Consider the following 21,385-nt stretch of genomic DNA (forward strand, 5'->3'; position numbering starts at 1 on the left):
TCAGCCGAGCTTGCGGCCGGTGGCGATGACGCGATCGCCGAGCTTTTCAAGATAAAGCGCACCGGCAACGGTGCGCTTGACGATGACACTGCGGCGATCGAGGTCATCCCGGACCCGATCGACGAGGCCCATCTGGCCGAGCGTATCGAGAGCGCGGGTGATCACCGGCTTGGTAACGTTCAAGGTGGCAGCGAGGCCGCGCACGGTATGCGGTGGCGGCACGAGATAGATTTCGAGCAGAACGGCGAGCTGGCGCAAGGTGAGGTCGCGCGCATCCTCGCGGACCTGCTCCAGGGTTACCTTGTGCCAGAGCCCCAGCGCCTGGCTCGCGGTCATTTCGATGCCCATGCCGTTTCCCGACATCCGGCGGAGCAACCCCTGCCCCACTTCCTGCGACCATCATTCAGGCTCGGCGCGCCAGAGGCAAGAGGTGCCCGACAAAATCAACGCTCAGTTGCCGCCGAGATAGCGGTAGAGGGCGCGGATGGCCTGCGCCTCCCCGCCAACCGGCGAGTGAGCACGTTCACTGGACGACCAGCCGAAGATATCGAAATGGGCCCAGGAGCGGCCCGGCGAGACGAAGCGCTTGAGGAAGAGCGCTGCCGTGATGGCGCCGGCCATGCCGCCGGAGGGCGCATTGGTCAGGTCGGCGATCTGGGCCTTCAGCATGCGCTCATAGCCCTTGTAGAGCGGCATGCGCCACAGCGGATCATCGACGGCGAGGCTCGCGTCGGTGATTGCGTGGGCGAGGTCCTCATCATCGGTGAAGAAGGGCGGCAGGTCGGGGCCAAGCGCCACGCGGGCGGCACCCGTCAGCGTAGCCATGTCGATCAGGAGATCCGGGGCGCTCGCGTCAGCGTAGGCGAGCGCGTCGGCCAGGATCAGGCGGCCTTCGGCATCGGTATTATCGATCTGGACCGTGAGGCCCTTGCGGCTGCGATAGACGTCACCCGGGCGGAACGCGTTTCCGGCGATGGCATTCTCGACGGCGGGAACAATGACGGTCAGATCGACCTTCAGCTTGGCATCCATGATCATCAGGGCAAGGCCAAGGACATTGGCAGCGCCGCCCATATCCTTCTTCATCAGGAGCATGGAGGAAGATGGCTTGATGTCGAGGCCGCCGGTGTCGAAGCTTACTCCCTTTCCGACTAGCGTTACCTTGCGGTGGCCCGCCTTGCCCCAGCGCATTTCGATCAGCCGCGGCGCGACCGTCGAGGCGCGGCCGACGGCGTGGATCAGCGGAAAATTCTGGGCGAGGAGGTCGTCGCCGGCAATGACAGACACCTCGGCCTTGTAGTGGTCGGCCAGCTTGCGGACGGCATCTTCGATATCTGCCGGGCTCATGTCGTTGGCCGGCGTGTTGATCAGGTCGCGGGCCAGGAAAACGCCGGCAATCTGGCGCTTGATGTCGGCAGCGTCAGCATCCTGGGGGATGAGGAGGCGCGGCTCGGTGATCCGCTCGGAGCGATACTTGTCGAAGCTGTAGGCTCCGAGCCCATAGCCAAGCAGAAGGCGGTTGGCGGTGAGCGGCGCCGTTTCGATATGCCATTCGCCCGCCGGCAGGAGGCGGGCAAGCTTGCCGGTGAGATAGGGATTTTCCGACGGGTTGGAGCCGAGGCCCAGGAGCGCGCCGCCGAGATGGCCATCGGCGGCGGGAATCAGGAGCAGGCTACCTGATTCGGCCTTGAAGCCAGTCTTCTTCGCCCAGTCGAGGGCGACCGGATCAAGCGTACCCGTCTCGACATGCGCGGGCGTGACCGCGAAGACCGGCAGGCTCTTGCCGCCCTTGGTGCTAAAGGGAGACGGACGTTCGATCAACTGGAAGGGGGCCATGACTTCAATGCTTTCGTCGGGAGGAATCGCTGGAGCGCGATTAACACTCCATTAGGGTTAACGGATTATTGCTTGAGCGGAGATTACGGCAGAGTCGAGAAGCCTGCCGCACGCACAGAATTCGGGGCACGAACATGGTCACTCGGGACAAAGGCACGCGTCGCAGCTTGAAAGTGATGGCAACCGCCGTCACGGTGATCGCGGCGCTTGGCATTTCGGGCTGCGCGAGCAGCAGGAAACCGCTGACGACCGGGTCGATCCCCAAGATGAACAAGCCGGTTGATTCGATGAATGGCCCGGAACTGACGCGGGCAGCCGACAGCATCGGCCAATCCTATGAGCGCAACCCCAAGGATCGCGATATCGGGCTTTCCTATGCCAATGTGCTGATGATGTCGGGCCGCAATGCCCAGGCGCTCGCCGTGATGCAGCAGGTGGCGATCGCCCATCCCAATGATCGCGAGGCGCTGGCCGCCCTTGGCAAGGCGCAGGCTGCTGCCGGACAGCTGGAGAAGGCGCTGGGCACGATCGGGCGCGCCCAGAGGCCGGACCGGCCCGACTGGCGGCTCTACTCGGCCGAAGGCGCCGTGCTCGACCAGTTGGGGCGCTCCAGCGAAGCGCGCTCGCGCTACCGCATGGCGCTTGAGATGCAGCCGAACGATCCAAGCGTGCTGTCGAATCTCGGCATGTCCTACGTGCTTTCGGGCGACCTGAAGTCTGCGGAAAGCAATCTCAGGCAGGCCGCCCAGCAGCCGGGTGCCGACAGCCGCGTGCGGCAGAACCTGGCACTGGTGATCGGTCTTCAGGGCCGTTTCCAGGAGGCCGAACAGATCGCGGTGCAAGAACTCGACCCGCAACAGGCGGCCGCCAACCTGCAATATCTGCGCGGCATGCTCTCCCAGCAGAATTCGTGGAAGCAGCTGGCAAGCGAAGGCAAGACGAAAAAAAGCGGCTGAGGTCTCTGCCTTACCCCCCGTTCCCGCACCCCTCAATCCGGAAAGATCAGGCGGCTTCGGCCGCTGGTCAGATCCCGCAGCAGGTCTGCGGCCTTTTGCTCGTCGCCCTGGCGCAGCGTCACGGTCAGGCGCACGCCTGAGGCCTCGAAGTCCTCGGCAAGCGTCAGATAGGGCAGCGCCAAGAGGCGTGCCTTGACCAGAGCGAGATCGGAGAAACCGCATTCGGCCTCTCCCGTCGCCATGGGAATGATCTCGATCTTTTCGGCAAGACGCAGCATCTCCGCCGCCGTTCCGCCATAGGCGCGCATGAGGCCGCCACTGCCGAGCAGGATGCCGCCGAAAAAGCGCGTCACCACGACCACCACGCCATCGAGAGCCTGGCCGTCGATCGCCTGCAGGATCGGCTTTCCGGCCGTGCCCGAGGGTTCGCCATCATCGGAGAACCGATAGGACTGGCCGAGGCGCCAGGCCCAGCAATTGTGGTTGGCTGCGGGATCGGATTGCGCCGCGAGAAAGGCCTTTGCCTCATCTTCCGACGCGATCGGTGCGGCGCGCGCGATGAACCGGCTTTTCTTGATGTCGCGGGTCAGATCCACAGGGCCGGAAAGCGTAAACGGCATGTCAGGCCTCGCCTTCTCCGCCTGCGCCGCCGGGACTGGCGCTTCGGGCCTCGTTTTCGCTGAGCCAGATTTCCAGCGCCTTGACTACGGCAAGCCGCAGCGCGGCCTTCATCGCGAGCGCCCGGGCCAGCGACGGGTCGCGGGCGGAGAAACCGAGCTCGCCCATCACGGCGGATGGCGTCAGACGCCTTCTGCGCATGACAGCTTCCATCCTGGCAATGGTCGAGGGCAGAAGATAACGGCCGTTCGCGATCAGGGTCTCGCCGGTCGGGCCATGCTCCTCGACCATGGCTGGTTCCTGGAGGCCTGCCGGCAGCGCGACAAGGTCACCGGCGGCAGCCGTGGCACGTGTTTCGGCCGCCACGAGATCGAGAAAGGCGCGGCGCTCCTCAGGCTCGGCCCCGCTCCAGGCTTTCAGCAGTTTCTTCAGTTGGTTGGGCTTGGATTTCTTCGACATCGGATCTTCCGTTCGACCTTGCCTAGCCCGACACAGACCCGAAGGCGAGAAAAAAAGTCTGTCGCGGCACGCTTTCCGGATCGAGGCAAAATTGCCTTTGCTGGCAGCATGATCGTGACCGCGCAAAGGGAAATTCCGGACACCGCGCATTAGGGAAATCGGCTGCACGGCAAGCAGTCGTTAACCTTTATTTTCTACTGAATAAAGCTCTTCAAGAGTTTTTGTATCCCGTCAGCGTTCAGGTTTTCGATGCATCCTCCCCGTCATAATTCCGCATTACAAAACAATCAGTTGGGCGAGGATCAGGGCATGTCTCGTAACGGTTCGGGTGCAACGCCGTCCAGTCCGCCGCATGGACAGGGCGCACGGCCGGCCGGCACCGACCAGATGGCCGCCAACCAGATCGAAGGGCATGGCGAGGCGCAGACCTGGCAGTCCGCCTTCGTGCTTGGCCCCAATGTCCGCTTCACCCGCACGCCGGATCGCGTCGCAGCACCGCGCAACCAGCCTGAAACCATCGAGCCCATGCAGGTGGCTCGGACGGCCGCTCCGCTGACGCCTCCAGCCCTGTCCGGCACGGCACAGACGAACCCGCAGAGGTCTGCGGCTCCTGTCCAGCCATCCCAGCCGCGCAGCCCCGCTGCCACCGGCAATCCCGCCTATTCGGCGCAGCCGTCCGCGCCGGTTGCAAACCGTCATGCCCAGGTCCCAGCAGCGCCGCAGAAGCCACAGGACCGGACACCGGCTTCCGTCGTTCTGCCGCAGCCGCCGGATGCCGTGGGCGCGCGTGCCCTGACCTACAAGCTACGCCGCGAGCTTGCCCGCCAGCAGGCCGAGCAATCCGCCTGGCAGGCCAGCATGGCAGAGGACCCCGCCCGCCCCTTCGCACCTCAGCCGCCCGCTTCGCAACCGGCACCGCTGGTTCAGGGCATGCGCAGCGTGCTTGCCAGCACGCAATCGGCCACGGTCGGTTCGGTACAGCCGACAGTGCACCCGGCCCTGCCGCAGGGCGGATCACCGGCAGTCGCGCAGCCACAGGTCGGGCAATCCGCGATGCAACAGCCTTTGCCGGCGAGCCCAGCGGCAACCCCGGCCGCAGGCACGATCCGTCCGGCGGGGGCACGTAACGCCTTCTTCCGCCCGGCAGTGTCTGCGACCCAGTCAGGACAGCCTCCAGTCCAGCAGGCTCCCGTGCAGCAAGCCCCTGCCCCTCAAGCTCCGGCTCAGACAACTCCGACCTATGGGCCCTATATGACGGTTGGCCGTCCGGTTGGTGCTGTTCTCGCCGCGACGAGCGGCCAGACTTTCGCTCCGGCCGTGTCACAGACGACGAGCACCGTGCATTCTACAGCGATCCCGGACGCGGTTCCTGCCCCGTCTGCCACTGCGGATACCCGTCTTCCGATCAGCGCGCTTCTCTCCGATCACATTTTCTTCGAGGCGATGTTCGAACCTGTGGCGGAAGCCCTGGCGCCGACGCCGGTACAAGCTCCGGTGACCATGCCGGCCCCGACTGCCCAGCAGGCGAATTTTGCGCGGCGGGTTGCGCCGACGCCAGTGCCCAAGGTGGAGGTGCGCAAGGTGGAAGTGGTGCGTTATGCGCCGCAGGTGGATAGCGTCGACGTCACACTCCCGGCTGCCCTGTCGACCATCAGGCCGGCATTCGACGCCCCTGAAGGTTCCGTGGTAGCGCTTTACCGAGAGATCGCGCGTCGCGATGTCGTGGGGCAATCGTTGATGGCCTCCATGCCGGCCGTTCAGCTTCCGGCAGCGGTGATTGCGCCGGTCGTCGCAGCCGCACATTCGCCCATAGCCTCCATCACCTCTGCACGCCAGCCGTTGTTCAAGGCCCAGGTTGCGCTTGGTGAAGGTGAATACGAACTGCCGCCGATAGACCTCCTGCAGGAGCCGCCGATCCGCACCACGACCACGATGACCGCCGAGGCTCTGGAACAGAGTGCTGGCCTTCTGGAAAGCGTGCTGGAAGATTTTGGCGTCAAGGGCGAAGTGATCGATGTGCGCCCCGGCCCGGTCGTCACGCTCTATGAATTCGAGCCGGCACCGGGTGTGAAATCCTCCCGTGTCATCGGCATTTCCGATGACATCGCCCGCTCCATGTCGGCGCTTTCGGCCCGTGTCGCGGTCGTGCCCGGCCGCAACGTGATCGGCATCGAACTGCCGAACCCTGTACGCGAAACCGTCTATCTGCGCGAATTGATCGAGACGCCTGAGTATTCCGAAAGCCGCTACAAGCTGCCGGTGTGCCTCGGCAAGACCATTGGCGGCGAGTCGGTCATCGCGGAACTTGCGAAGATGCCGCATCTGCTCGTCGCCGGCACCACCGGCTCGGGCAAGTCGGTGGCGATCAACACGATGATCCTGTCGCTGCTCTACCGGTTCCGACCGGATGAGTGCCGGTTGATCATGGTCGATCCGAAGATGCTGGAACTCTCCGTCTACGACGGCATCCCGCATCTGCTCACCCCCGTCGTGACCGATCCGAAGAAGGCCGTGATGGCGTTGAAATGGGCGGTGCGCGAGATGGAGGATCGCTATCGCAAGATGAGCCGCCTCAGCGTGCGCAATATCGACGGCTACAATGCCCGTGCGGCACAGGCGCGCGAGAAGGGCGAGACGATCACCGTCAGCGTGCAGACCGGCTTCGACCGCCAGAGCGGCGAGATCGTCTATGAGGAACAGGAACTCGACCTCTCGCCGATGCCCTATATCGTCGTCGTGGTCGACGAGATGGCCGATCTGATGATGGTTGCCGGCAAGGAGATCGAAGGCGCGATCCAGCGGCTCGCCCAGATGGCGCGTGCGGCCGGCATCCACCTGATCATGGCGACGCAGCGCCCCTCGGTCGACGTCATCACCGGCACGATCAAGGCAAACTTCCCGACACGCGTCTCCTTCCAGGTGACCTCGAAGATCGACAGCCGCACCATTCTGGGTGAACCGGGTGCCGAGCACCTGCTTGGCCAGGGCGACATGCTGCACATGGTGGGTGGCGGCCGCATTGCCCGCGTGCACGGCCCCTTCGTTTCCGATGAGGAAGTTGAGAAGGTTGTCGCGCATCTGAAGCTGCAGGGACGGCCGGAATATCTCGGCACCGTGACCGAGGATGCGGATGAGGTCGAAGAGGAGCCGGAAGAGGACACCGCCGTGTTCGACAAGGGCGCGATGGCCGAAGAAGATGGCAATGATCTCTTCGACAAGGCCGTGAAGGTGGTGTTGCGCGACAAGAAGTGCTCGACCTCCTATATCCAGCGCCGCCTGTCGATCGGCTACAACAAGGCCGCCTCACTGGTAGAACGCATGGAGCAGGAAGGCATTGTCGGGCCTGCCAACCATGTCGGCAAGCGGGCGATCATCATCGGCGGCCGCGAAGTGGCACCTGTCGCCGAAGACTTCGAAGGCTGAGAAACACTGCGGCGGCCGGGACTTGTTTTCCCGGCCGCACACTGTCCAGAATGGATCAGACCGCCGTCCGGGCGAGCAGGTCGATCACGTGTTGCGGACCTGTCGGGACGATGCCCGTCGCGTTCAGCGTCTTGATCGAATAATAGCCCCTGACGATATGGTCCATGTTGACGGTTGCCCGGACGCCCTTCAGACGCAGCACCCGCTCCTGATAGGCCGAGAGGGCCGGATAATCGGCAATGCGCCGGCGATTGGTCTTGAAGAGGCCATGATAGGCGGCATCAAACCGGATCAGCGTGACGAAGAGGCGGATATCGGCTTCGGTGAAACGGTCACCGAACAGGAAATCCCGCCCGTCCGAGAGCCGCTGTTCCAACTCGTCCAGCATCGTAAATACACCATCGACCGCTTCATCATAAGCGACCTGCGTCGAGGCGAAGCCGGACTTGTAGACGCCATTGTTCAAGAGATCATAGACGCGGGCATTGAGATCATCGATCTCGCCGCCAATATCCTCCGGGTAGAGCCGGATGTCGGACGGCACCAGCGCTTCGAAGGCCGTATCGAACATGCGGATAATGTCGGCGCTCTCGTTGTTGACCATGGTTCCGGTCTTTTCATCCCATAGAACGGGCACGGTGGCGCGGCCGGTGAAATCAGGATCGGCGCGGGTATAGAGTTCATGCAGGTGTGAGGCACCGAAGAGCGGGTCGGCATCGGCGCCGGGATAGCCGCCGAAGGCCCAGCCCTGGTTCGACAGGGCAGGTGCCACGACAGTGACGCTGATCATGTCTTCGAGACCCTTAAGGGCACGCGCCATCAGCGTGCGCGAGGCCCAGGGGCAGATATAGGCGACATAGAGCCGGTAGCGGCCGGCTTCGGCCTTGAAACCACCCGTGCCGGTCGGACCTGGGCTGCCGTCCGGCGTAATCCAGTTGCGGAAGGACGATGTTTGCCGGACGAACCGGCCCTTTTCGTCGGCCTTCTGTACCGGCTGCCAGTCTTCTGTCCACTTGCCATTCACCAACATGATCTTGTCTCCATCGCCGCCTTGCGGGCCACTCTATTCGAAGAGGCCCGGCCTCTTCAGCTGGCTCACCATGAGGCAAGGCGCCGTTCAATCAAATCGAAAGTTTCTTGAAAAACTGTTCAACTAAATTGAACGACTGCCGATTATGTCAGATCAATGGGTTAGGAGGCGGCAAGCTGCGCGCGACTGCCGGGGAAGAGAAGTTCGACGAAACGCTGGGCGGTCGGCTGCGGTTCGTGGTTGGCAAGACCCGGGCGTTCATTGGCTTCGATGAAGACATAATCGGCGTCAGCGGGATCGCGGACCATGAAATCGATGCCGACGACCGGGATCTTGATGGCCCTCGCTGCCCTGCAGGCGGCATCGACGAGATCCGGATGCACGGTTGCAGTGACATCATGGATTGTGCCGCCCGTGTGGAGATTGGCAGCCTTGCGGACGGTGATCTCGCGCCCCTCATCGAGGATGGTCTCAAGGTCGAGATCCTGTTCCGCGAGGCAGCGCTTCGTCTCGGCATCCACCGGAATACGGCTCTCGCCCCCGGTCGCGGCGGCCCGGCGGCGGGATTGCTGCTCAATCAGCTTGCGGATCGAGGAGCGACCATCGCCCATAACGCGTGGCGGACGACGGACAGCAGCAGCGACGAGTTTGTAATCGATGACGACGAGGCGCAGGTCCTCGCCTTCGAAGCAAGCTTCAAGCAGCACGCGGTCTGACACCTGGCGAGCCTGGCGGATGGCGGCCTGGAGCGCGTCCATCGAGGATATGCCGACCGAGATGCCCCGTCCCTGCTCGCCGCGGGCCGGCTTGACGACCAGCTTGCCATGGGTTTCGAGAAAGGCGCGCTTGTCTTCGTCCGACGCGTCAGCCGAGAGCTGCTGCGGGACGCTAAGGCCGGCGGTCTCAGCGAAGCGGCGGGTCACTGCCTTGTCATCGCAGATCGACATGGCGACCGACGAAGTCAGATCCGAGAGGCTTTCGCGGCAATGGATGGTGCGGCCGCCATGGATCAGGCGGAAGAAGCCGCCTTCGGCGTCTGTCACCTCAACATGGATGCCGCGACGCAGCGCCTCGTCGACAATCAGCCGCGCATAGGGGTTGAGGCTCTCATAGCCTTCGACGGGCTGGGCGAAGAACTTCTCGTTGATGGCGTTCTTACGTTTGACAGCAAAGAGCGGCACGCGACGGAAGGCGAGCTTTTCATAAAGGCCGATCGCCTTTTTATTGTCGTGCAGAACCGAGAGATCGACATAGGCGATGCCGCGGGCCTGGTAATGTTCGGCGAGCGTGCGCACCAGCCCCTCACCGATGCCCGGCTGGCGGGCCTGCGGATGGACGGCGAGGCACCAGAGTGAAGCACCGCGCTCGGGATCATCGAACAGGCGCTGATGGTCAATACCGGTCACGGTGCCGATGATCTGGCCGGTCGCATCGTCCTGGGCGACGAAATAGGTGACGGGGCGGCTGTCGCGATCACCGGCGAAGAAATCCTCGCGCACCTGGATCATGCCGCAAGAGGCATAGACGGCATTGATGCCGGCGGCATCTGCCTCGGATGCCAGCCTGCGAATGGTGACGCCACGCGGGCGACGGCCGCCGGCGCGATAGGTGGAAAGATCGAGGCGAAACGTGTGTGACGGATCAAGAAAGATTTCCTGCGGTGCCTGGGCAAGCAGCACATGCGGGTCGCGGACATGGAAGGCGATATCCCGCGCATCAGGCGCTTCTTCGCGCAACGCATGGAGGAGGTCTTCGTAACGATCAAAGGTCTGGGTGAAGAGCAGACGTCCCCAGCCGCAATCAAGCGCGATATTGCGGCCGGGTGCATCAGCCGCCTCAACACACCGTCCGGCCTGGCCGAAACCGCCGCCGCCGGGCGACCTCAGCCGGGTCAGGCGATGGGAGAGTGCGCTGCCGCGCCTTGGCTTGCGCGGCGGGGTCGCGGCTTTCTTCTGCGCATTGTTCACGTCAAACCTCCTGGGCCTGTAGCCACATTTCAAGTAGGCCCGCCTGCCACAGTTCAGACCCCTGCAGCGGCGTGATATGCGATGCAGGGTCGGCGATCAGGCGGTCGATATAGGTCTTCTGGAACAGGCCGCGCTCGCGTGCAGCACTCGACGAGAGAGCGTCGCGCAACATGTCGAGATAGGGCCCGGCGATGTATTTGAGCTGCGGCACCGGGAAGTAGCCCTTCTTGCGGTCGATGACCTCGGAGGGGATGACCTTGCGGGCAACATCCTTCAGGATGCCCTTGCCGCCATCACGCAGTTTCTCTTCCGGGGGCATGCGGGCGGCGAGCTCAACCAGTTCGTGATCGAGGAAGGGCACGCGCGCTTCCAGACCCCAGGCCATGGTCATATTGTCGACGCGCTTCACCGGGTCATCGACCAGCATGACGGAGCTGTCGAGGCGGAGTGCTGCGTCGACGGGCGTGTCGGCCCCATCGCGCAGCAGATGATCGCGCAACAACTCGCCGCTGACATCCTCGCCGATCCAGTGGTCCTGGAGTTGTGTCTTCAAGGTCTCGTGCGAGCGATCACGGAAGGCGCGACCATAGTCTGCCACGACGTCCTTGGAGCCGACCAGCGGCGGATACCAGTGGTAACCGCCGAAGACCTCGTCGGCGCCCTGCCCCGATTGCACGACCTTGATGTGCTTCGAGACTTCCTTGGACAGAAGATAGAAGCCGACATTATCGTAGGAGACCATGGGTTCGGACATGGCGGCGATGGTGCCCGGCAAGGCCTCCATCAGGTCTGCGGAGGGGACGAAGATCTTGTGGTGATCGGTGCCGAAACGTTTCGCGATCAAGTCTGAATAGACGAATTCGTCGCCCTTCTCGCCATTGGCTTCCTCGAAGCCGACGGAAAAGCTCATCAGCCCGGTCTGGCCGGCCTCGGCCAAAAGGCCGACGATGAGGCTGGAATCGACGCCGCCTGACAGAAGCACACCGACCGGCACGTCCGCGATCATCCGGCGTTTGACGGCAAGCTGGAGCGCCTCGAGCAGACGCTCCTGCCACTCCTCGCGGGTGATCGAGCGATCCTCAGGCCGGCGCGTATAGGGCGTGTCCCAATAGCGCGTATCGGCAAAGCTGCCGTCGCGTTCATAGATGCGGATGGTTGCCGGTGGCAGCTTGCGAACCCCGGCATAGATGGTGCGCGGGGGCGGCACGACGGCGTGGAAGCTCATGTAGTTGTGAAGCGCTGCGACATCGATGGATGTATCGATCCCGCCCGCCTTGACGATGGCCGGAAGCGACGAGGCGAAGCGCAGACCGCCTGAAACCTCGGCGAGGTAAAGCGGCTTGATGCCGAAACGGTCGCGCGCCATGACGACGCGACCGGTTTCGCGCTCATGGATGACGAAGGCGAACATGCCATGGAAGCGCGAGACACAGTCCGTGCCCCAGGCATGCCAGGCCTTGAGGATGACCTCGGTGTCGCCGTCGGAGAAGAAGCGGTAGCCCTTGGCCTGGAGCTCAGCGCGCAGTTCACGGAAATTGTAGATGCAGCCGTTGAAGACCAGCGAGAGGCCGAGATCCGGATCGATCATCGGCTGCTGCGACTTGTCGGAGAGATCGAGAATGCGCAATCGTCGATGACCAAGGCCGACATTGCCCCTGACGACCACGCCGGCCGAATCCGGCCCACGCGGTGCAAGCACATCCGCCATGATCGAAACGGCTGCCACCGACGGGGACGCCCCGTCGAATCTCACTTCTCCACAAATGCCACACATGAACTTGGCTGAAACCTCCGTTGGACGACAAAACGAAAGGTGCCGTCGCAGCGGAGGAGGCTCCGGGTGCGACGGACACGCGTTTTGCTAATGGTCCAGAGGTGTCATTGTTCCATGGTTTTTCCGGCGACCGGCTCGTTCGTGTTCAGCTCAGCGCTTTTTTCAGCGGCGCGATATGACGGATCACCAGGAGATCGAGCGCGAGAAGGACCACGAGCACGGCACCGCTCAAGGGGAAGAGCAGCGAGACCGCCAGCATGACGATGGCGCCGGTCTTCCACAGCGGACCAGGCTCGGAGACGGTTGGTGCTACAAGGCGGGTGGCGCCCTTTGGACGACGCTTCCACCACATCACAAAGCCACTGACCGACAGGAAGATGATCGACAGACAGAAGACGGTGACCAGGATCAGGTTCCAGAGACCCATGTCCCCTTCGTGGAAAGCGATGCCGGCGGCCATGGCCTTGCCGGCCACGCCGTAATCGGCAAAGCCGACATCGGCCAGGATACGGCCGGTATACTGGTCGACATGCACGGTGCGGTCCATCAAGGGATTGGCGCTGTCATTGCTCATCGTGTCGCGGGCGATGGTCCAGACGGCTGTCTCATCACCCGGGAAAGCCAGCTGGAAACGCTGGTCGAAGCCGAGGCTGCGGGCGAGCGTGACGATGGCGTCGAGGGTGACGGGCTGGCCTTCCGGCGTGCCGGTGACACCAGCATCAGAGCCGGAGGCTGGCATCGGCGTCTGTTCCAGCGTCCACGGGACATCCTTGATGCCGCCGTGATTCATGCTGGCATGGGTCTTGTCCGAGAGGGGAACGTTGTCCCACTTTTCCGCCGGAAACGTGCTCCAGGCCTGAGTGTACTTCTCACCCCAGATGCCGGCCCAGGTGAGGCCGGAGAGGAGGAAGACGACAAGCAGCAGCGAGGCATAGAAGCCGATCGACAGATGCAGCGACTTCCACAATTGGCGGCCCTTGGCCGAAAATTGCGGGATCAATACCGAGCCGAAGCCACGACCATCACGCGGCCACCACAGGTAAAGGCCAGTGACGACAAGCATGATGCCGAAGCCGGCTGCGATCTCAATCAGGCGGTCGCCGAGATCACCGATGAGGAGCGTGCCATGGATCGTGTCAGCGAGATCATATAGGCCATTGCGACGCTCCCAACTGCCGAGAACCTCAGCCTTGTAGGGATCGACCGCGACCATGAACGAGGCTTCGCCCTGATGGACACGGAAGATGGCGGCGCCGGTTTTCGTGCGCGGTGCAATGTATTGCACGATCTGGCCGGGGATTTCGCGCACGGCGGCCTCAGCCTGGAGCGAGGTTGCCGCGATGGTTGTCTGCGGCTCGACCGTATAGGTTTTCTCGCCGTCTCGACCATAGATCGTCGCCGTCCAGAGCATGATCAGGCCGGTGACGGCGAGCATGATGAGGAAGGGCGCAACATAGAGGCCGGCATAGAAATGCCAGCGCCAGGCAGTGATATAGAAGCGGCGGGCCATGCCTGCAGCCTGCGCCGGTGAAGCGGAGTGGTCGGTAACGACGGACATTGAATAACCTTTGTATTGGGGTCGGTGAAAAATCAGGAAAGCGCGCGATCGCCGGCTGCGACCCGAGCCAGATTGGCAGGCTCGAGAAGCGTGACGAGATCATTGTGCTGGATGTCGATGAGCCCGGCCTTTTTGAGCCGGGTGAAGCAGCGGCTGACCGTCTCGACAGTCAGGCCGAGCCAATCGGCCAGATCGGTCCGGGTGGGGTAGAGATGGAAGGTCACGGCGCCGCGTTTTTTCTGCCGCGCCGGGCGACCGAACTGACCGGCGAGATCAAGCACGGCGGAGGCGACGCGCTCGGGCGCGGTCTTGCGACCGAGCAGCATGGCGAGCGCCTGCGAGCGGGCGAGGGTTTCGGTGAGCGCGACTTCGAGATCGCTCGCGGCCAGTGGCTCCGCGACGACCTCAAGCCGGGTGAAGCCGAGTGTTTCCGCCGAATGACGATTGCGATCACCCGCGCCGAGACCAATGATGCGGCCCGGACCGACCAGATCGATCACCTGGCGGCGACCGTCCGAAAGGGTCTGGAAGGTGGCGACGCAGCCATCCACCACACGATAACGCGGCGAGCGGGCGAAGCCTTCGAGGAAGACGACGGTGCGGGGCGGCAGAAGCGAACCGGTGGCATCCTTGTGGAACGGCCGGTCGGCATTGCGAAGGAGTGCGGATAGAGGCGCGATCGGCACCTCCCCGGCATGGACGGGCATTTGCAACATGGTTCACATCCGATGGTGACCGGACATGCATCAGCTGCACGCATCCCGGCCTGATTGACGAATGACCGCAACAAGCGCGGCCGAACGGTCGGTCAGGCGATGACGGGTGGTGCGCGAGGAGCGCTGCTGGGCGGGAAGAGCTGGCGGTAGTGCGCCTCTGCGGGCTTTGGCAGAATGATTTCGCCGGCTGCGGCGAGGCGAATGCCGACTGTGTCCGACGGCTCGGGCAACAGGGCCGTTACGCTTATACGGCAGGCTTCGCAATCCGATGTCGCCGCATGCGGCTTGACCTTGCCGTCTGCATCCGTGCCCGGCAGGCAGAGCTCGGGCACTGTGCCATCGGGCAGAGTCAGCGCGGCGATTTCGGCGGGGGAAAAGGATGTTTCGACAGTTCCTGCCGGGCGATGGGCGAGCCCCAACAGGACAAGCGCGACGACGCAGAGCATGCGTATCGCGTGTTCAAGCCTGTTTTTGCTGACCCATGCGGCCATGCGTATCCCCTTGATGCCATCGACCGATAGCATTGGCTCTTGCGGTTCACAAGAGCGTGAATCTGTCGCAAGGCAAGGCGCCACCCGTGCGGTATCAGGCACGCGTTGAAACTGGATATTGGTGGCGTATCGGATCTCTCGGCCCATGTCTCGCTGGGCGATCAGCCGGTCTCGATCGTCTGCCGTAGCCAGCCAAGGAATACATCCACGGCGCGCTTGCGTTTTCGGCGGAGGGGCACGACGACGTAATAGGCCCCTTTCGGTGTCAACGACATCTCGGTGAGCCGGATCAATCGCTTCTGCACCAGGAGATCATCAACCAGCTGTTTCCAGCCGAGCGCGATCCCCTGCCCGTTCAGAGCAGCGTGGATCGCTTCCGTATAGAAACTGCAGCGGAAGCCCTGGATCTTGCGCGGCGTGGAAACCCCGAATTCAGACAGCCAGTCTGGCCAGCCAATCCACAGCGGATCATCCGTCTGATCGGCGATCAAGGGATGGGAGAGAAGGTCGGCGGGCGCGGTCAGCCGCTCAGGCTCGGCCAGAAAATCGGGATGGCAGACGGGGAAGACCTCGTCGGTAAACAGGCGTTCCGCCTCACAATTCGGCCATGCCCTATCGCCGAAGCGGATGGCAAGATCGACTTCGCCTTCGTCGAGGGAAGGCATTGCATCCTGCGAGACGATCCGCAGGCGGATTTCCGGATAAGCACGGGCAAAATGCGAGATGCGCGGGAGCAGCCAGAACTGCGAGAAGGCAACCGTTGCGGAGATCGCGAGCTCATCTTCCGCCTCGTCCTTGCGCAGTTCGGCGGCGGCCTCTGAAAGCAGGGAAAAGGCCTGGCTTGTCGCCGTTGCCAGAATGCGCCCCTTGTCGGTGAGGACCACCTTGCGATGATGGCGGTGAAAAAGGGCGGCGCCGAAATCCAGCTCAAGCGCATGGATCTGGCGGCTGACGGCGGCCTGGGTGACACCGAGCTCTGCGGCCGCACGGGTGAAGCTGCCGAGCCTTGCCGCAGCCTCGAAAACGGTCAGTGCCGTCAGGGGTGGCAACGTTCTGCGCAAGCTTTTCATCAGACTTCAAAACCCCGTTTGCCGGGACCAGCTTCGCATTACTTCTGGTAATGTCAACGCAGCCTATTTGTAGAGTTGAAAAGCGCCCGCGGGCTGCGATCATCGGGGTTATCCAATGATCAGGGCGCATCATGCTGAACAGCTTCTCCTCCCCCATTTCGAGCCTTCTTGACCAGCGCGCCGCAGGGTGCTCCCTCCCGGCCGGTCTCTACACCCGCGAGGACGTTTTCCAGGCGGATCTCGATGTCTTCTTTGCCAAGCACTGGATCTATGTGGGCCTGGAATGCGAAGTGCCGGAGGCCGGCGACGCGATTACGCTCGATATCGGGCCTGCAAGCATCATCATTCTCCGCGACGACGACAATGCGATCCGCGTGGTTCGGAATGTCTGTCGTCATCGCGGCGCACGCCTGCTCGATGCCGGGCCGAGCATCATCTCGAAACTGGTCTGTCCCTATCACCAGTGGACCTACGAGCTTTCCGGCGAGCTCTCCTATGCGCCGCATATGGGCAAGGATTTCGACAAGAGCTGTCGCAGTCTGAAGCCTGTGCATTTCCGTTCCATCGGCGGGCTGATCTATATCTGTCTTTCGGACGAACCGCCTGAAGATATCAACAGACTTGAAGAGGTGATGGAGCCGCGGCTCGCACCCTATGACATCCGCAATGCCAAGGTTGCCCACCAGGTCGACGTGATCGAAGAGGGCAACTGGAAGCTGACGATGGAGAACAATCGGGAGTGCTACCATTGTTCGGCCAACCATCCGGAACTCTGCGTGTCCTTCATCGACCTCGATTTCGGCTTCGACCCGGAGAGCCTGAGCGCCGACGACCTGAAAATGGCCGAAACGCATTTCGCCATGTACGAGGCGCGCACCCAAAGCTGGGAGGCGGACGGTTTTCCGTCGCAGACGGTTGAGCAGACGCGGGACTGCGCGACGAACTTCCGAACCCAGCGGCTGATCATTGCAGGCGCAGGCGAATCCCAGACCGAGGATGCGACCGCCGCCTCGTCCAAGCTGCTCGGCCACATGACACGCAAGGATCTGGGCGACACGCATCTGTGGGGCCACAATGCCTGGAACCATTTCATGGGCGACCATGCCGTGACCGCCATGGTCATTCCGCTCTCCGCAGACCGAACGCTGGTGCGCACCAAGTGGCTCGTTCACAAGGATGCCGTGGAAGGGGTCGACTACGACCTGCACAAGCTGACCCATGTCTGGATCGAGACAACCGAGCAGGATGCCGGTCTTGTCGAGCGGTCACATGCCGGCGTGTCTGACCCGGCCTATGAGCCGGGCGTCTATTCGCCCTTCAGCGAGCGGGCGCTTGATGACTTTGCCACCTGGTACATCGACCGGCTGCGCGCCCATGGCTACTGAAATGCAGCAGGCAGGTATTGCCCAGAGCGCCGGATCATGGTGGGATCCTGAGGTGGATGATGCGCTTGTCTGCATCGATGTTCACGATGAAACCCATGACGTGAAGAGCTTCACCTTCGTCTCGCCGCAGGGCAAGGCGATCCGGTTCGCGGCAGGGCAATACTTCCTGTTCGAGCCTGATATCGATGGCGAGGACAATGGCCGCTGCTACAGCATCTCGTCTTCCCCGCTGAGGCCGAATGCCATCACCGTGACGACAAAACGGGTGGCGGGCGGCAAAGTGTCGAACTGGATGCACGATACCCTGCGGGCCGGCATGCAGATCAAGGCGAGCGGCCCGATGGGGCGTTTCATCCGACCGGCGGCGAAGGGCTATGTCTTCCTGTCCGGTGGTTCGGGCATCACGCCCGTCATGTCCATGCTGCGGGAGATTGCGGATCGGGCGGAGCCGGCAGATGTCGTGTTCCTGCATGCGGGCCGCAGCCCGAAGGACCTGGTGTTTCGCGAAGAACTGGTGCTTTTGGCGCGCCGGATGAAGGGCGTGCGTCTGCTGTTCCTGCCCGAGGAGATTTCCACGGACAGGGCCTGGCATGGGTTCAGCGGGCGGATTTCGCGAGAGCTGATGGCACTCGCCATTCCCGACATTGCCGAGCGGGTGGTGATGTGCTGCGGACCGGCCCCCTTCATGGCGGCGGCCCGGACGATCTGCACTTCTCTCGGTGTCAGCGAGGACCGCTATATCGAAGAAAGCTTCGACGCAGCCGTGATCGAGGATACGCCGGCACCGGCTATGGAGACTGTCGCCGCCAAAAGCTTCGAGGTTCGGTTTGCCAAGCAGGGCAAGGCGATTGCCGTCTCCAGCGACCAGACCGTGCTTTCCCAGGCCAAGAAGGCGGGGCTGCGCATTCCCTCGTCCTGCGCCAACGGCATTTGCGGGACCTGCAAGTCGAAACTCGTCAGCGGCACGGTCGATATGCAGCATGACGGCGGGATAAGGCAGCGGGAAATCGATGCCGGCTTTTTCCTGCCCTGCTGTTCCAAGCCTTTGAGCGACCTTGTCGTCGACCGGTAGCGTCGGCCGATCATCTCCCAAGCAGTGACCTTCAGGGCGCCGGCCAGCCGGCGCCCTTCTTTTTGCCCTCAACCCTGGCTCAGACAGTCTTCATCAGGCGCAGAGCATCGTAGATTGCCGCGTGGGTGTTGCGGGCGGCAACCGCGTCACCGATGCGGAAGAGCTGGAACCGTCCCGCCGGATTGCGCGCGACCTCCTGGCTTTCGCCGCCAATCAAGGCGTCGTAATCCACTTCGCCAAGGTTGGACGAGTTCGGCTTCAGATCGAAGTAAAGTTCGTCCAGCGGGATCGTGCCGTGATTGATCACGACTTGATCGACGATGCGCTCCTTCGAGACGCCGCCATAATCGCTGCCGATATGCGCGAGGAGGCCATTGCCCTGTCGTTCGATGCCTTCGAGGCGATAGGTGACGGTGAAGGTGACGTCCTGCTTCTGCAGGCTGCGCATATAGGGCACGAGGTTCATCGCCATAACCTCCGGGGCAAAGCTGCGGTCCGGCGTCATGATCTCCACCTTGGCGCCGGCCGCCGCCAGGATATCCGCCGCCTGCAGGCCGGCGTGATCACCGGCGTCATCGAAAACGAGCACATTGGTGCCGGGCTTCACATCGCCGGAAATGATATCCCAGGAGGAGACCACGAGATCATTGCCGGAAGAGAGGATCTCGGTGCTGGGGAAGCCGCCGGTTGCGACAACCACGACATCGGGGTTTTCCGCCTCGATTGCAGTTGCATCGGCCCAGGTGTTGAAGCGGAAGGTGACGCCGTATTTCTCGCACTGGGCCATGCGCCAGTCGATGATGCTCATCATTTCCCGCCGCCTTGGGCTGCGCGCTGTGAGACGGATCTGGCCACCGGGCTGATTGGCAGCTTCGAAGACGACGACATCATGGCCGCGCTCACCGGCGACACGTGCGGCTTCGAGGCCAGCTGGCCCTGCCCCGACGATCACCACTTTCTTGCGGGCTGGCGCCCGGTCCAGCACATGCGGCATGGTCTCTTCGCGACCGGTCGCGGCATTGTGGATGCAATAGGCAGCACCGCCCTGATAGATGCGGTCCAGACAGTAATTGGCCCCGACGCAGGGGCGGATGTCCTCCTCGCGCTTTTCGATGATCTTGCGGACGATATGCGGGTCGGTCATGTGGGCGCGGGTCATGCCGACCATATCGACCTTGCCGGACGCGATCGCATGGCGGGCCGTCGCGACATCCGGAATCTTGGCGGCGTGGAAGGTGGGGAACTGGGTCGCGGCCCGGATTTCACCGGCGAAATCCAGATGCGGCGCATTGGCCATGCCCTGGATCGGGATGAGGTCGGTCAGGCCTGGATCGGTGTCGATATGACCGCGCACGACGTTCAGGTAGTCGATCAGGCCGCTGGCCTTCAGGCGCCGCGAGATTTCCAGGCCTTCCGCCTTGTCGGTGCCACCCGCCAGGTTCTCATCGGCAGTATAGCGCACACCGAGAATGAAATCGTCGCCGACGCGTTTTCGGATGGCCGTAAAAACGTCGAGACAGAAGCGCATGCGGTTGTCGAGATCGCCGCCATAGGGGCCATCGAGCTCATTGGTCAGCGGCGAGACGAACTGGTCGATCAGGTGACCATAGGCCTCCAGCTCGACGCCATCCATGCCGCCAGCCTTCATGCGCTCAGCCGCATCGGCGAAATCCTTGATGATGCGCTCGATATCCCAATCCTCGATCTTCTTCGGGAATGCGCGGTGCGCTGCTTCGCGATGATGCGAGGGCGCCACCACCGGCAGCCAGTCGCCCTTGTCCCAGCGGGTGCGACGGCCGAGATGGGTGAGCTGGATCATGATTGCCGAGCCTGCCTCATGAACAGCGTCCGTCATTTCCCGGATCCAGGGAACGATCTCGTCCTTGTAGGCGAGCAGATTGTTGAAGACCGGCGGGCTGTCCTTGGAGACGGCCGCAGACCCAGCCGTCATCGTCAGCGCCACGCCGCCCTTTGCACGCTCGACCGTGTAGGCGCGGTATTGCTCCTTCGGCATCCCATCCTCCGGATAGGCCGGTTCGTGGGAGGTCACGATGATGCGGTTCTTGAGCGTCAAATGCTTGAGCTGAAAGGGTTGCAGCAGGGGATCGTTCGACATGGCAGGGCTCCGCGCATCAGGTTTCGGCGGAAAATCTAGCATAATGTACAGTACTGTCAATTTACTCGACGCTCCTGTATATTCCTGGAAACTTCACGGGATTGCGGGCCGTCCCTTGCCGGGTTAGGAGAGGCGCATGGATCAAGGCGGAAACGATAGCGGCTGGCGCGGGTCCCTCGAGGGATGGCTCGAGGCCGCCTATGAAGCACTGCTGGACGGTGGCGTCGATGCGGTGAAGATCCTGCCGCTTGCGAATAGGCTCAAGCTGTCGCGCACCAGCTTCTACTGGTTCTTCAAGGACCGCGACGAACTTCTCTCCGCACTCCTCCAACGCTGGCGGGAAAAGAACACCGGCAATCTCGTGACACAGGCAGAGGCCTATGCCGAGACGATTGCGGAGGCGACGCTCAACGTCTTCGATTGCTGGCTTGACCGAAACCTGTTCGACGCACCTTTCGAGTTTGCGGTGCGAAGCTGGTCGCTGCAATCGGCCGACATTCTGGCCGCCGTCCAGGCAGCCGACCAGACCCGGCTGGAAGCGCTATCGCAAATGTTCACGCGGTATGGCTTCGACCCGGTGGCTGCCGACGTTCGGGCCCGAACGGTCTATCTGGTGCAGATCGGCTATATCTCGATGCAGAGCCGCGAGGACCTGGAGCTGCGCCTGCAGCGCATCCCGCAGTATATCGAGATCTTTACCGGTACGCGCGCAGAGCCGCGCGAAATCGAGCGCTTCCTGTCGCGGCATCGCGGACGGACGCCGGAGTGACACCGATCTGGTGGCAACAAACACCCAGTCGAGATCGTCGATTTGGATTTCTCCCGGATGCAGATCCGACGCTAACGCCGATGCGCCATAAAACGAAAAAGCCTGCCGCGGGAGGAGGTGCGGCAGGCTTTTCGAATAAGTGAAC

17 protein-coding genes are annotated in these 21,385 nt (G+C 62.8%); 5 read left to right on the forward strand and 12 right to left on the reverse strand.

Translation table 11 applies throughout. The features are described from left to right. Together IP76_RS01535 and IP76_RS01540 are read right to left on the reverse strand one after the other, a co-directional pair. Positions 1–348, reverse strand: coding sequence for a MarR family transcriptional regulator (locus tag IP76_RS01535; protein ID WP_054156396.1), 348 nt, complete (start codon positions 346–348; stop codon positions 1–3). Between the two features lie 102 nt (positions 349–450). Further along, a complete protein-coding gene (locus IP76_RS01540) occupies positions 451–1,836 on the reverse strand; it encodes a M17 family metallopeptidase (protein WP_054156397.1) in 1,386 nt (461 codons plus the stop codon). A gap of 176 nt (positions 1,837–2,012) precedes the next feature. Here IP76_RS01540 and IP76_RS01545 point away from each other — a divergent pair, with 176 nt between their 5' ends. After that, entirely contained in the window at positions 2,013–2,792 is a 780-nt protein-coding gene (locus IP76_RS01545; protein WP_245281358.1) for a tetratricopeptide repeat protein, read from the forward strand. 32 nt (positions 2,793–2,824) lie between these two features. Here the strand turns inward: IP76_RS01545 and IP76_RS01550 are convergent, their stop codons facing one another. Continuing rightward, complete coding sequence (locus IP76_RS01550; RefSeq protein WP_054156399.1) at positions 2,825–3,412, reverse strand: YigZ family protein; 588 nt, start codon at positions 3,410–3,412, stop codon at positions 2,825–2,827. A 1-nt stretch (position 3,413) separates the two neighbouring features. Further along, positions 3,414–3,869 carry a hypothetical protein gene (locus IP76_RS01555; RefSeq protein WP_054156400.1) on the reverse strand — a complete coding sequence of 152 codons (456 nt, stop codon included), beginning with the start codon at positions 3,867–3,869 and terminating at the stop codon, positions 3,414–3,416. Positions 3,870–4,178: 309 nt separating this feature from the next. Between IP76_RS01555 and IP76_RS01560 the strand changes: the two genes are divergently transcribed. Next, positions 4,179–7,292, forward strand: a complete 3,114-nt coding sequence (locus tag IP76_RS01560) for a DNA translocase FtsK (RefSeq protein WP_245281351.1) — start codon at positions 4,179–4,181, stop codon at positions 7,290–7,292. Between the two features lie 55 nt (positions 7,293–7,347). Here the strand turns inward: IP76_RS01560 and IP76_RS01565 are convergent, their stop codons facing one another. From IP76_RS01565 to IP76_RS01595, 7 genes are all read right to left on the reverse strand, one after another. Beyond that, a complete protein-coding gene (locus tag IP76_RS01565; protein WP_054156402.1) occupies positions 7,348–8,322 on the reverse strand; it encodes a glutathione S-transferase family protein in 975 nt (324 codons plus the stop codon). Between the two features lie 161 nt (positions 8,323–8,483). Beyond that, entirely contained in the window at positions 8,484–10,289 is a 1,806-nt protein-coding gene (gene ngg, locus IP76_RS01570) for an N-acetylglutaminylglutamine synthetase (RefSeq protein WP_082352361.1), read from the reverse strand. A gap of 1 nt (position 10,290) precedes the next feature. Continuing rightward, positions 10,291–12,063, reverse strand: coding sequence for an N-acetylglutaminylglutamine amidotransferase (locus IP76_RS01575; protein WP_054156404.1), 1,773 nt, complete (start codon positions 12,061–12,063; stop codon positions 10,291–10,293). 145 nt (positions 12,064–12,208) lie between these two features. Next, complete coding sequence (locus tag IP76_RS01580; protein WP_054156405.1) at positions 12,209–13,621, reverse strand: PepSY domain-containing protein; 1,413 nt, start codon at positions 13,619–13,621, stop codon at positions 12,209–12,211. Between the two features lie 32 nt (positions 13,622–13,653). Then, positions 13,654–14,337 (reverse strand): helix-turn-helix domain-containing protein, encoded by a 684-nt coding sequence (locus tag IP76_RS01585; RefSeq protein ID WP_082352362.1) that lies wholly within the window; start codon positions 14,335–14,337, stop codon positions 13,654–13,656. Between the two features lie 92 nt (positions 14,338–14,429). After that, the gene (locus IP76_RS01590) at positions 14,430–14,828 is read right to left on the reverse strand and encodes a hypothetical protein (RefSeq protein WP_054156443.1); all 399 of its coding nucleotides are present in this window, start codon (positions 14,826–14,828) and stop codon (positions 14,430–14,432) included. A 161-nt stretch (positions 14,829–14,989) separates the two neighbouring features. Then, positions 14,990–15,898, reverse strand: coding sequence for a LysR substrate-binding domain-containing protein (locus IP76_RS01595; protein ID WP_054156407.1), 909 nt, complete (start codon positions 15,896–15,898; stop codon positions 14,990–14,992). Positions 15,899–16,029: 131 nt separating this feature from the next. Here IP76_RS01595 and IP76_RS01600 point away from each other — a divergent pair, with 131 nt between their 5' ends. Further along, complete coding sequence (locus IP76_RS01600) at positions 16,030–17,283, forward strand: SRPBCC family protein (RefSeq protein ID WP_054156408.1); 1,254 nt, start codon at positions 16,030–16,032, stop codon at positions 17,281–17,283. Beyond that, a complete protein-coding gene (locus IP76_RS01605) occupies positions 17,273–18,355 on the forward strand; it encodes a hybrid-cluster NAD(P)-dependent oxidoreductase (protein WP_054156409.1) in 1,083 nt (360 codons plus the stop codon). Before IP76_RS01600 ends, IP76_RS01605 begins: the two co-directional genes overlap by 11 nt. A 79-nt stretch (positions 18,356–18,434) precedes the next feature. On the opposite strand, the gene IP76_RS01610 is transcribed toward IP76_RS01605, so the two are convergent. After that, entirely contained in the window at positions 18,435–20,471 is a 2,037-nt protein-coding gene (locus IP76_RS01610; protein WP_054156410.1) for an NADH:flavin oxidoreductase, read from the reverse strand. A gap of 136 nt (positions 20,472–20,607) precedes the next feature. Here IP76_RS01610 and IP76_RS01615 point away from each other — a divergent pair, with 136 nt between their 5' ends. Further along, a complete protein-coding gene (locus tag IP76_RS01615; protein ID WP_054156411.1) occupies positions 20,608–21,240 on the forward strand; it encodes a TetR/AcrR family transcriptional regulator in 633 nt (210 codons plus the stop codon). Positions 21,241–21,385: the final 145 nt, after the last annotated feature.

The sequence above is a fragment of the Rhizobium sp. AAP43 genome, from assembly GCF_001296045.1.
Classification (GTDB): domain Bacteria; phylum Pseudomonadota; class Alphaproteobacteria; order Rhizobiales; family Rhizobiaceae; genus Allorhizobium.

What these genes read in the sequence shown, in the direction of transcription:
- IP76_RS01555 (WP_054156400.1), bottom strand. Translation starts at nt 3,869, where the DNA reads ATGTCGAAGAAATCCAAGCCCAACCAACTGAAGAAACTGCTGAAAGCC.
- IP76_RS01590 (WP_054156443.1), bottom strand. Translation starts at nt 14,828, where the DNA reads ATGGCCGCATGGGTCAGCAAAAACAGGCTTGAACACGCGATACGCATG.
- IP76_RS01615 (WP_054156411.1), top strand. Translation starts at nt 20,608, where the DNA reads ATGGATCAAGGCGGAAACGATAGCGGCTGGCGCGGGTCCCTCGAGGGA.
- IP76_RS01540 (WP_054156397.1), bottom strand. Translation starts at nt 1,836, where the DNA reads ATGGCCCCCTTCCAGTTGATCGAACGTCCGTCTCCCTTTAGCACCAAG.
- IP76_RS01605 (WP_054156409.1), top strand. Translation starts at nt 17,273, where the DNA reads ATGGCTACTGAAATGCAGCAGGCAGGTATTGCCCAGAGCGCCGGATCA.
- IP76_RS01575 (WP_054156404.1), bottom strand. Translation starts at nt 12,063, where the DNA reads ATGTGTGGCATTTGTGGAGAAGTGAGATTCGACGGGGCGTCCCCGTCG.
- IP76_RS01585 (WP_082352362.1), bottom strand. Translation starts at nt 14,337, where the DNA reads ATGTTGCAAATGCCCGTCCATGCCGGGGAGGTGCCGATCGCGCCTCTA.
- IP76_RS01560 (WP_245281351.1), top strand. Translation starts at nt 4,179, where the DNA reads ATGTCTCGTAACGGTTCGGGTGCAACGCCGTCCAGTCCGCCGCATGGA.
- IP76_RS01545 (WP_245281358.1), top strand. Translation starts at nt 2,013, where the DNA reads ATGGCAACCGCCGTCACGGTGATCGCGGCGCTTGGCATTTCGGGCTGC.
- IP76_RS01535 (WP_054156396.1), bottom strand. Translation starts at nt 348, where the DNA reads ATGGGCATCGAAATGACCGCGAGCCAGGCGCTGGGGCTCTGGCACAAG.
- IP76_RS01565 (WP_054156402.1), bottom strand. Translation starts at nt 8,322, where the DNA reads ATGTTGGTGAATGGCAAGTGGACAGAAGACTGGCAGCCGGTACAGAAG.
- IP76_RS01595 (WP_054156407.1), bottom strand. Translation starts at nt 15,898, where the DNA reads ATGAAAAGCTTGCGCAGAACGTTGCCACCCCTGACGGCACTGACCGTT.
- IP76_RS01580 (WP_054156405.1), bottom strand. Translation starts at nt 13,621, where the DNA reads ATGTCCGTCGTTACCGACCACTCCGCTTCACCGGCGCAGGCTGCAGGC.
- IP76_RS01610 (WP_054156410.1), bottom strand. Translation starts at nt 20,471, where the DNA reads ATGTCGAACGATCCCCTGCTGCAACCCTTTCAGCTCAAGCATTTGACG.
- IP76_RS01550 (WP_054156399.1), bottom strand. Translation starts at nt 3,412, where the DNA reads ATGCCGTTTACGCTTTCCGGCCCTGTGGATCTGACCCGCGACATCAAG.
- IP76_RS01600 (WP_054156408.1), top strand. Translation starts at nt 16,030, where the DNA reads ATGCTGAACAGCTTCTCCTCCCCCATTTCGAGCCTTCTTGACCAGCGC.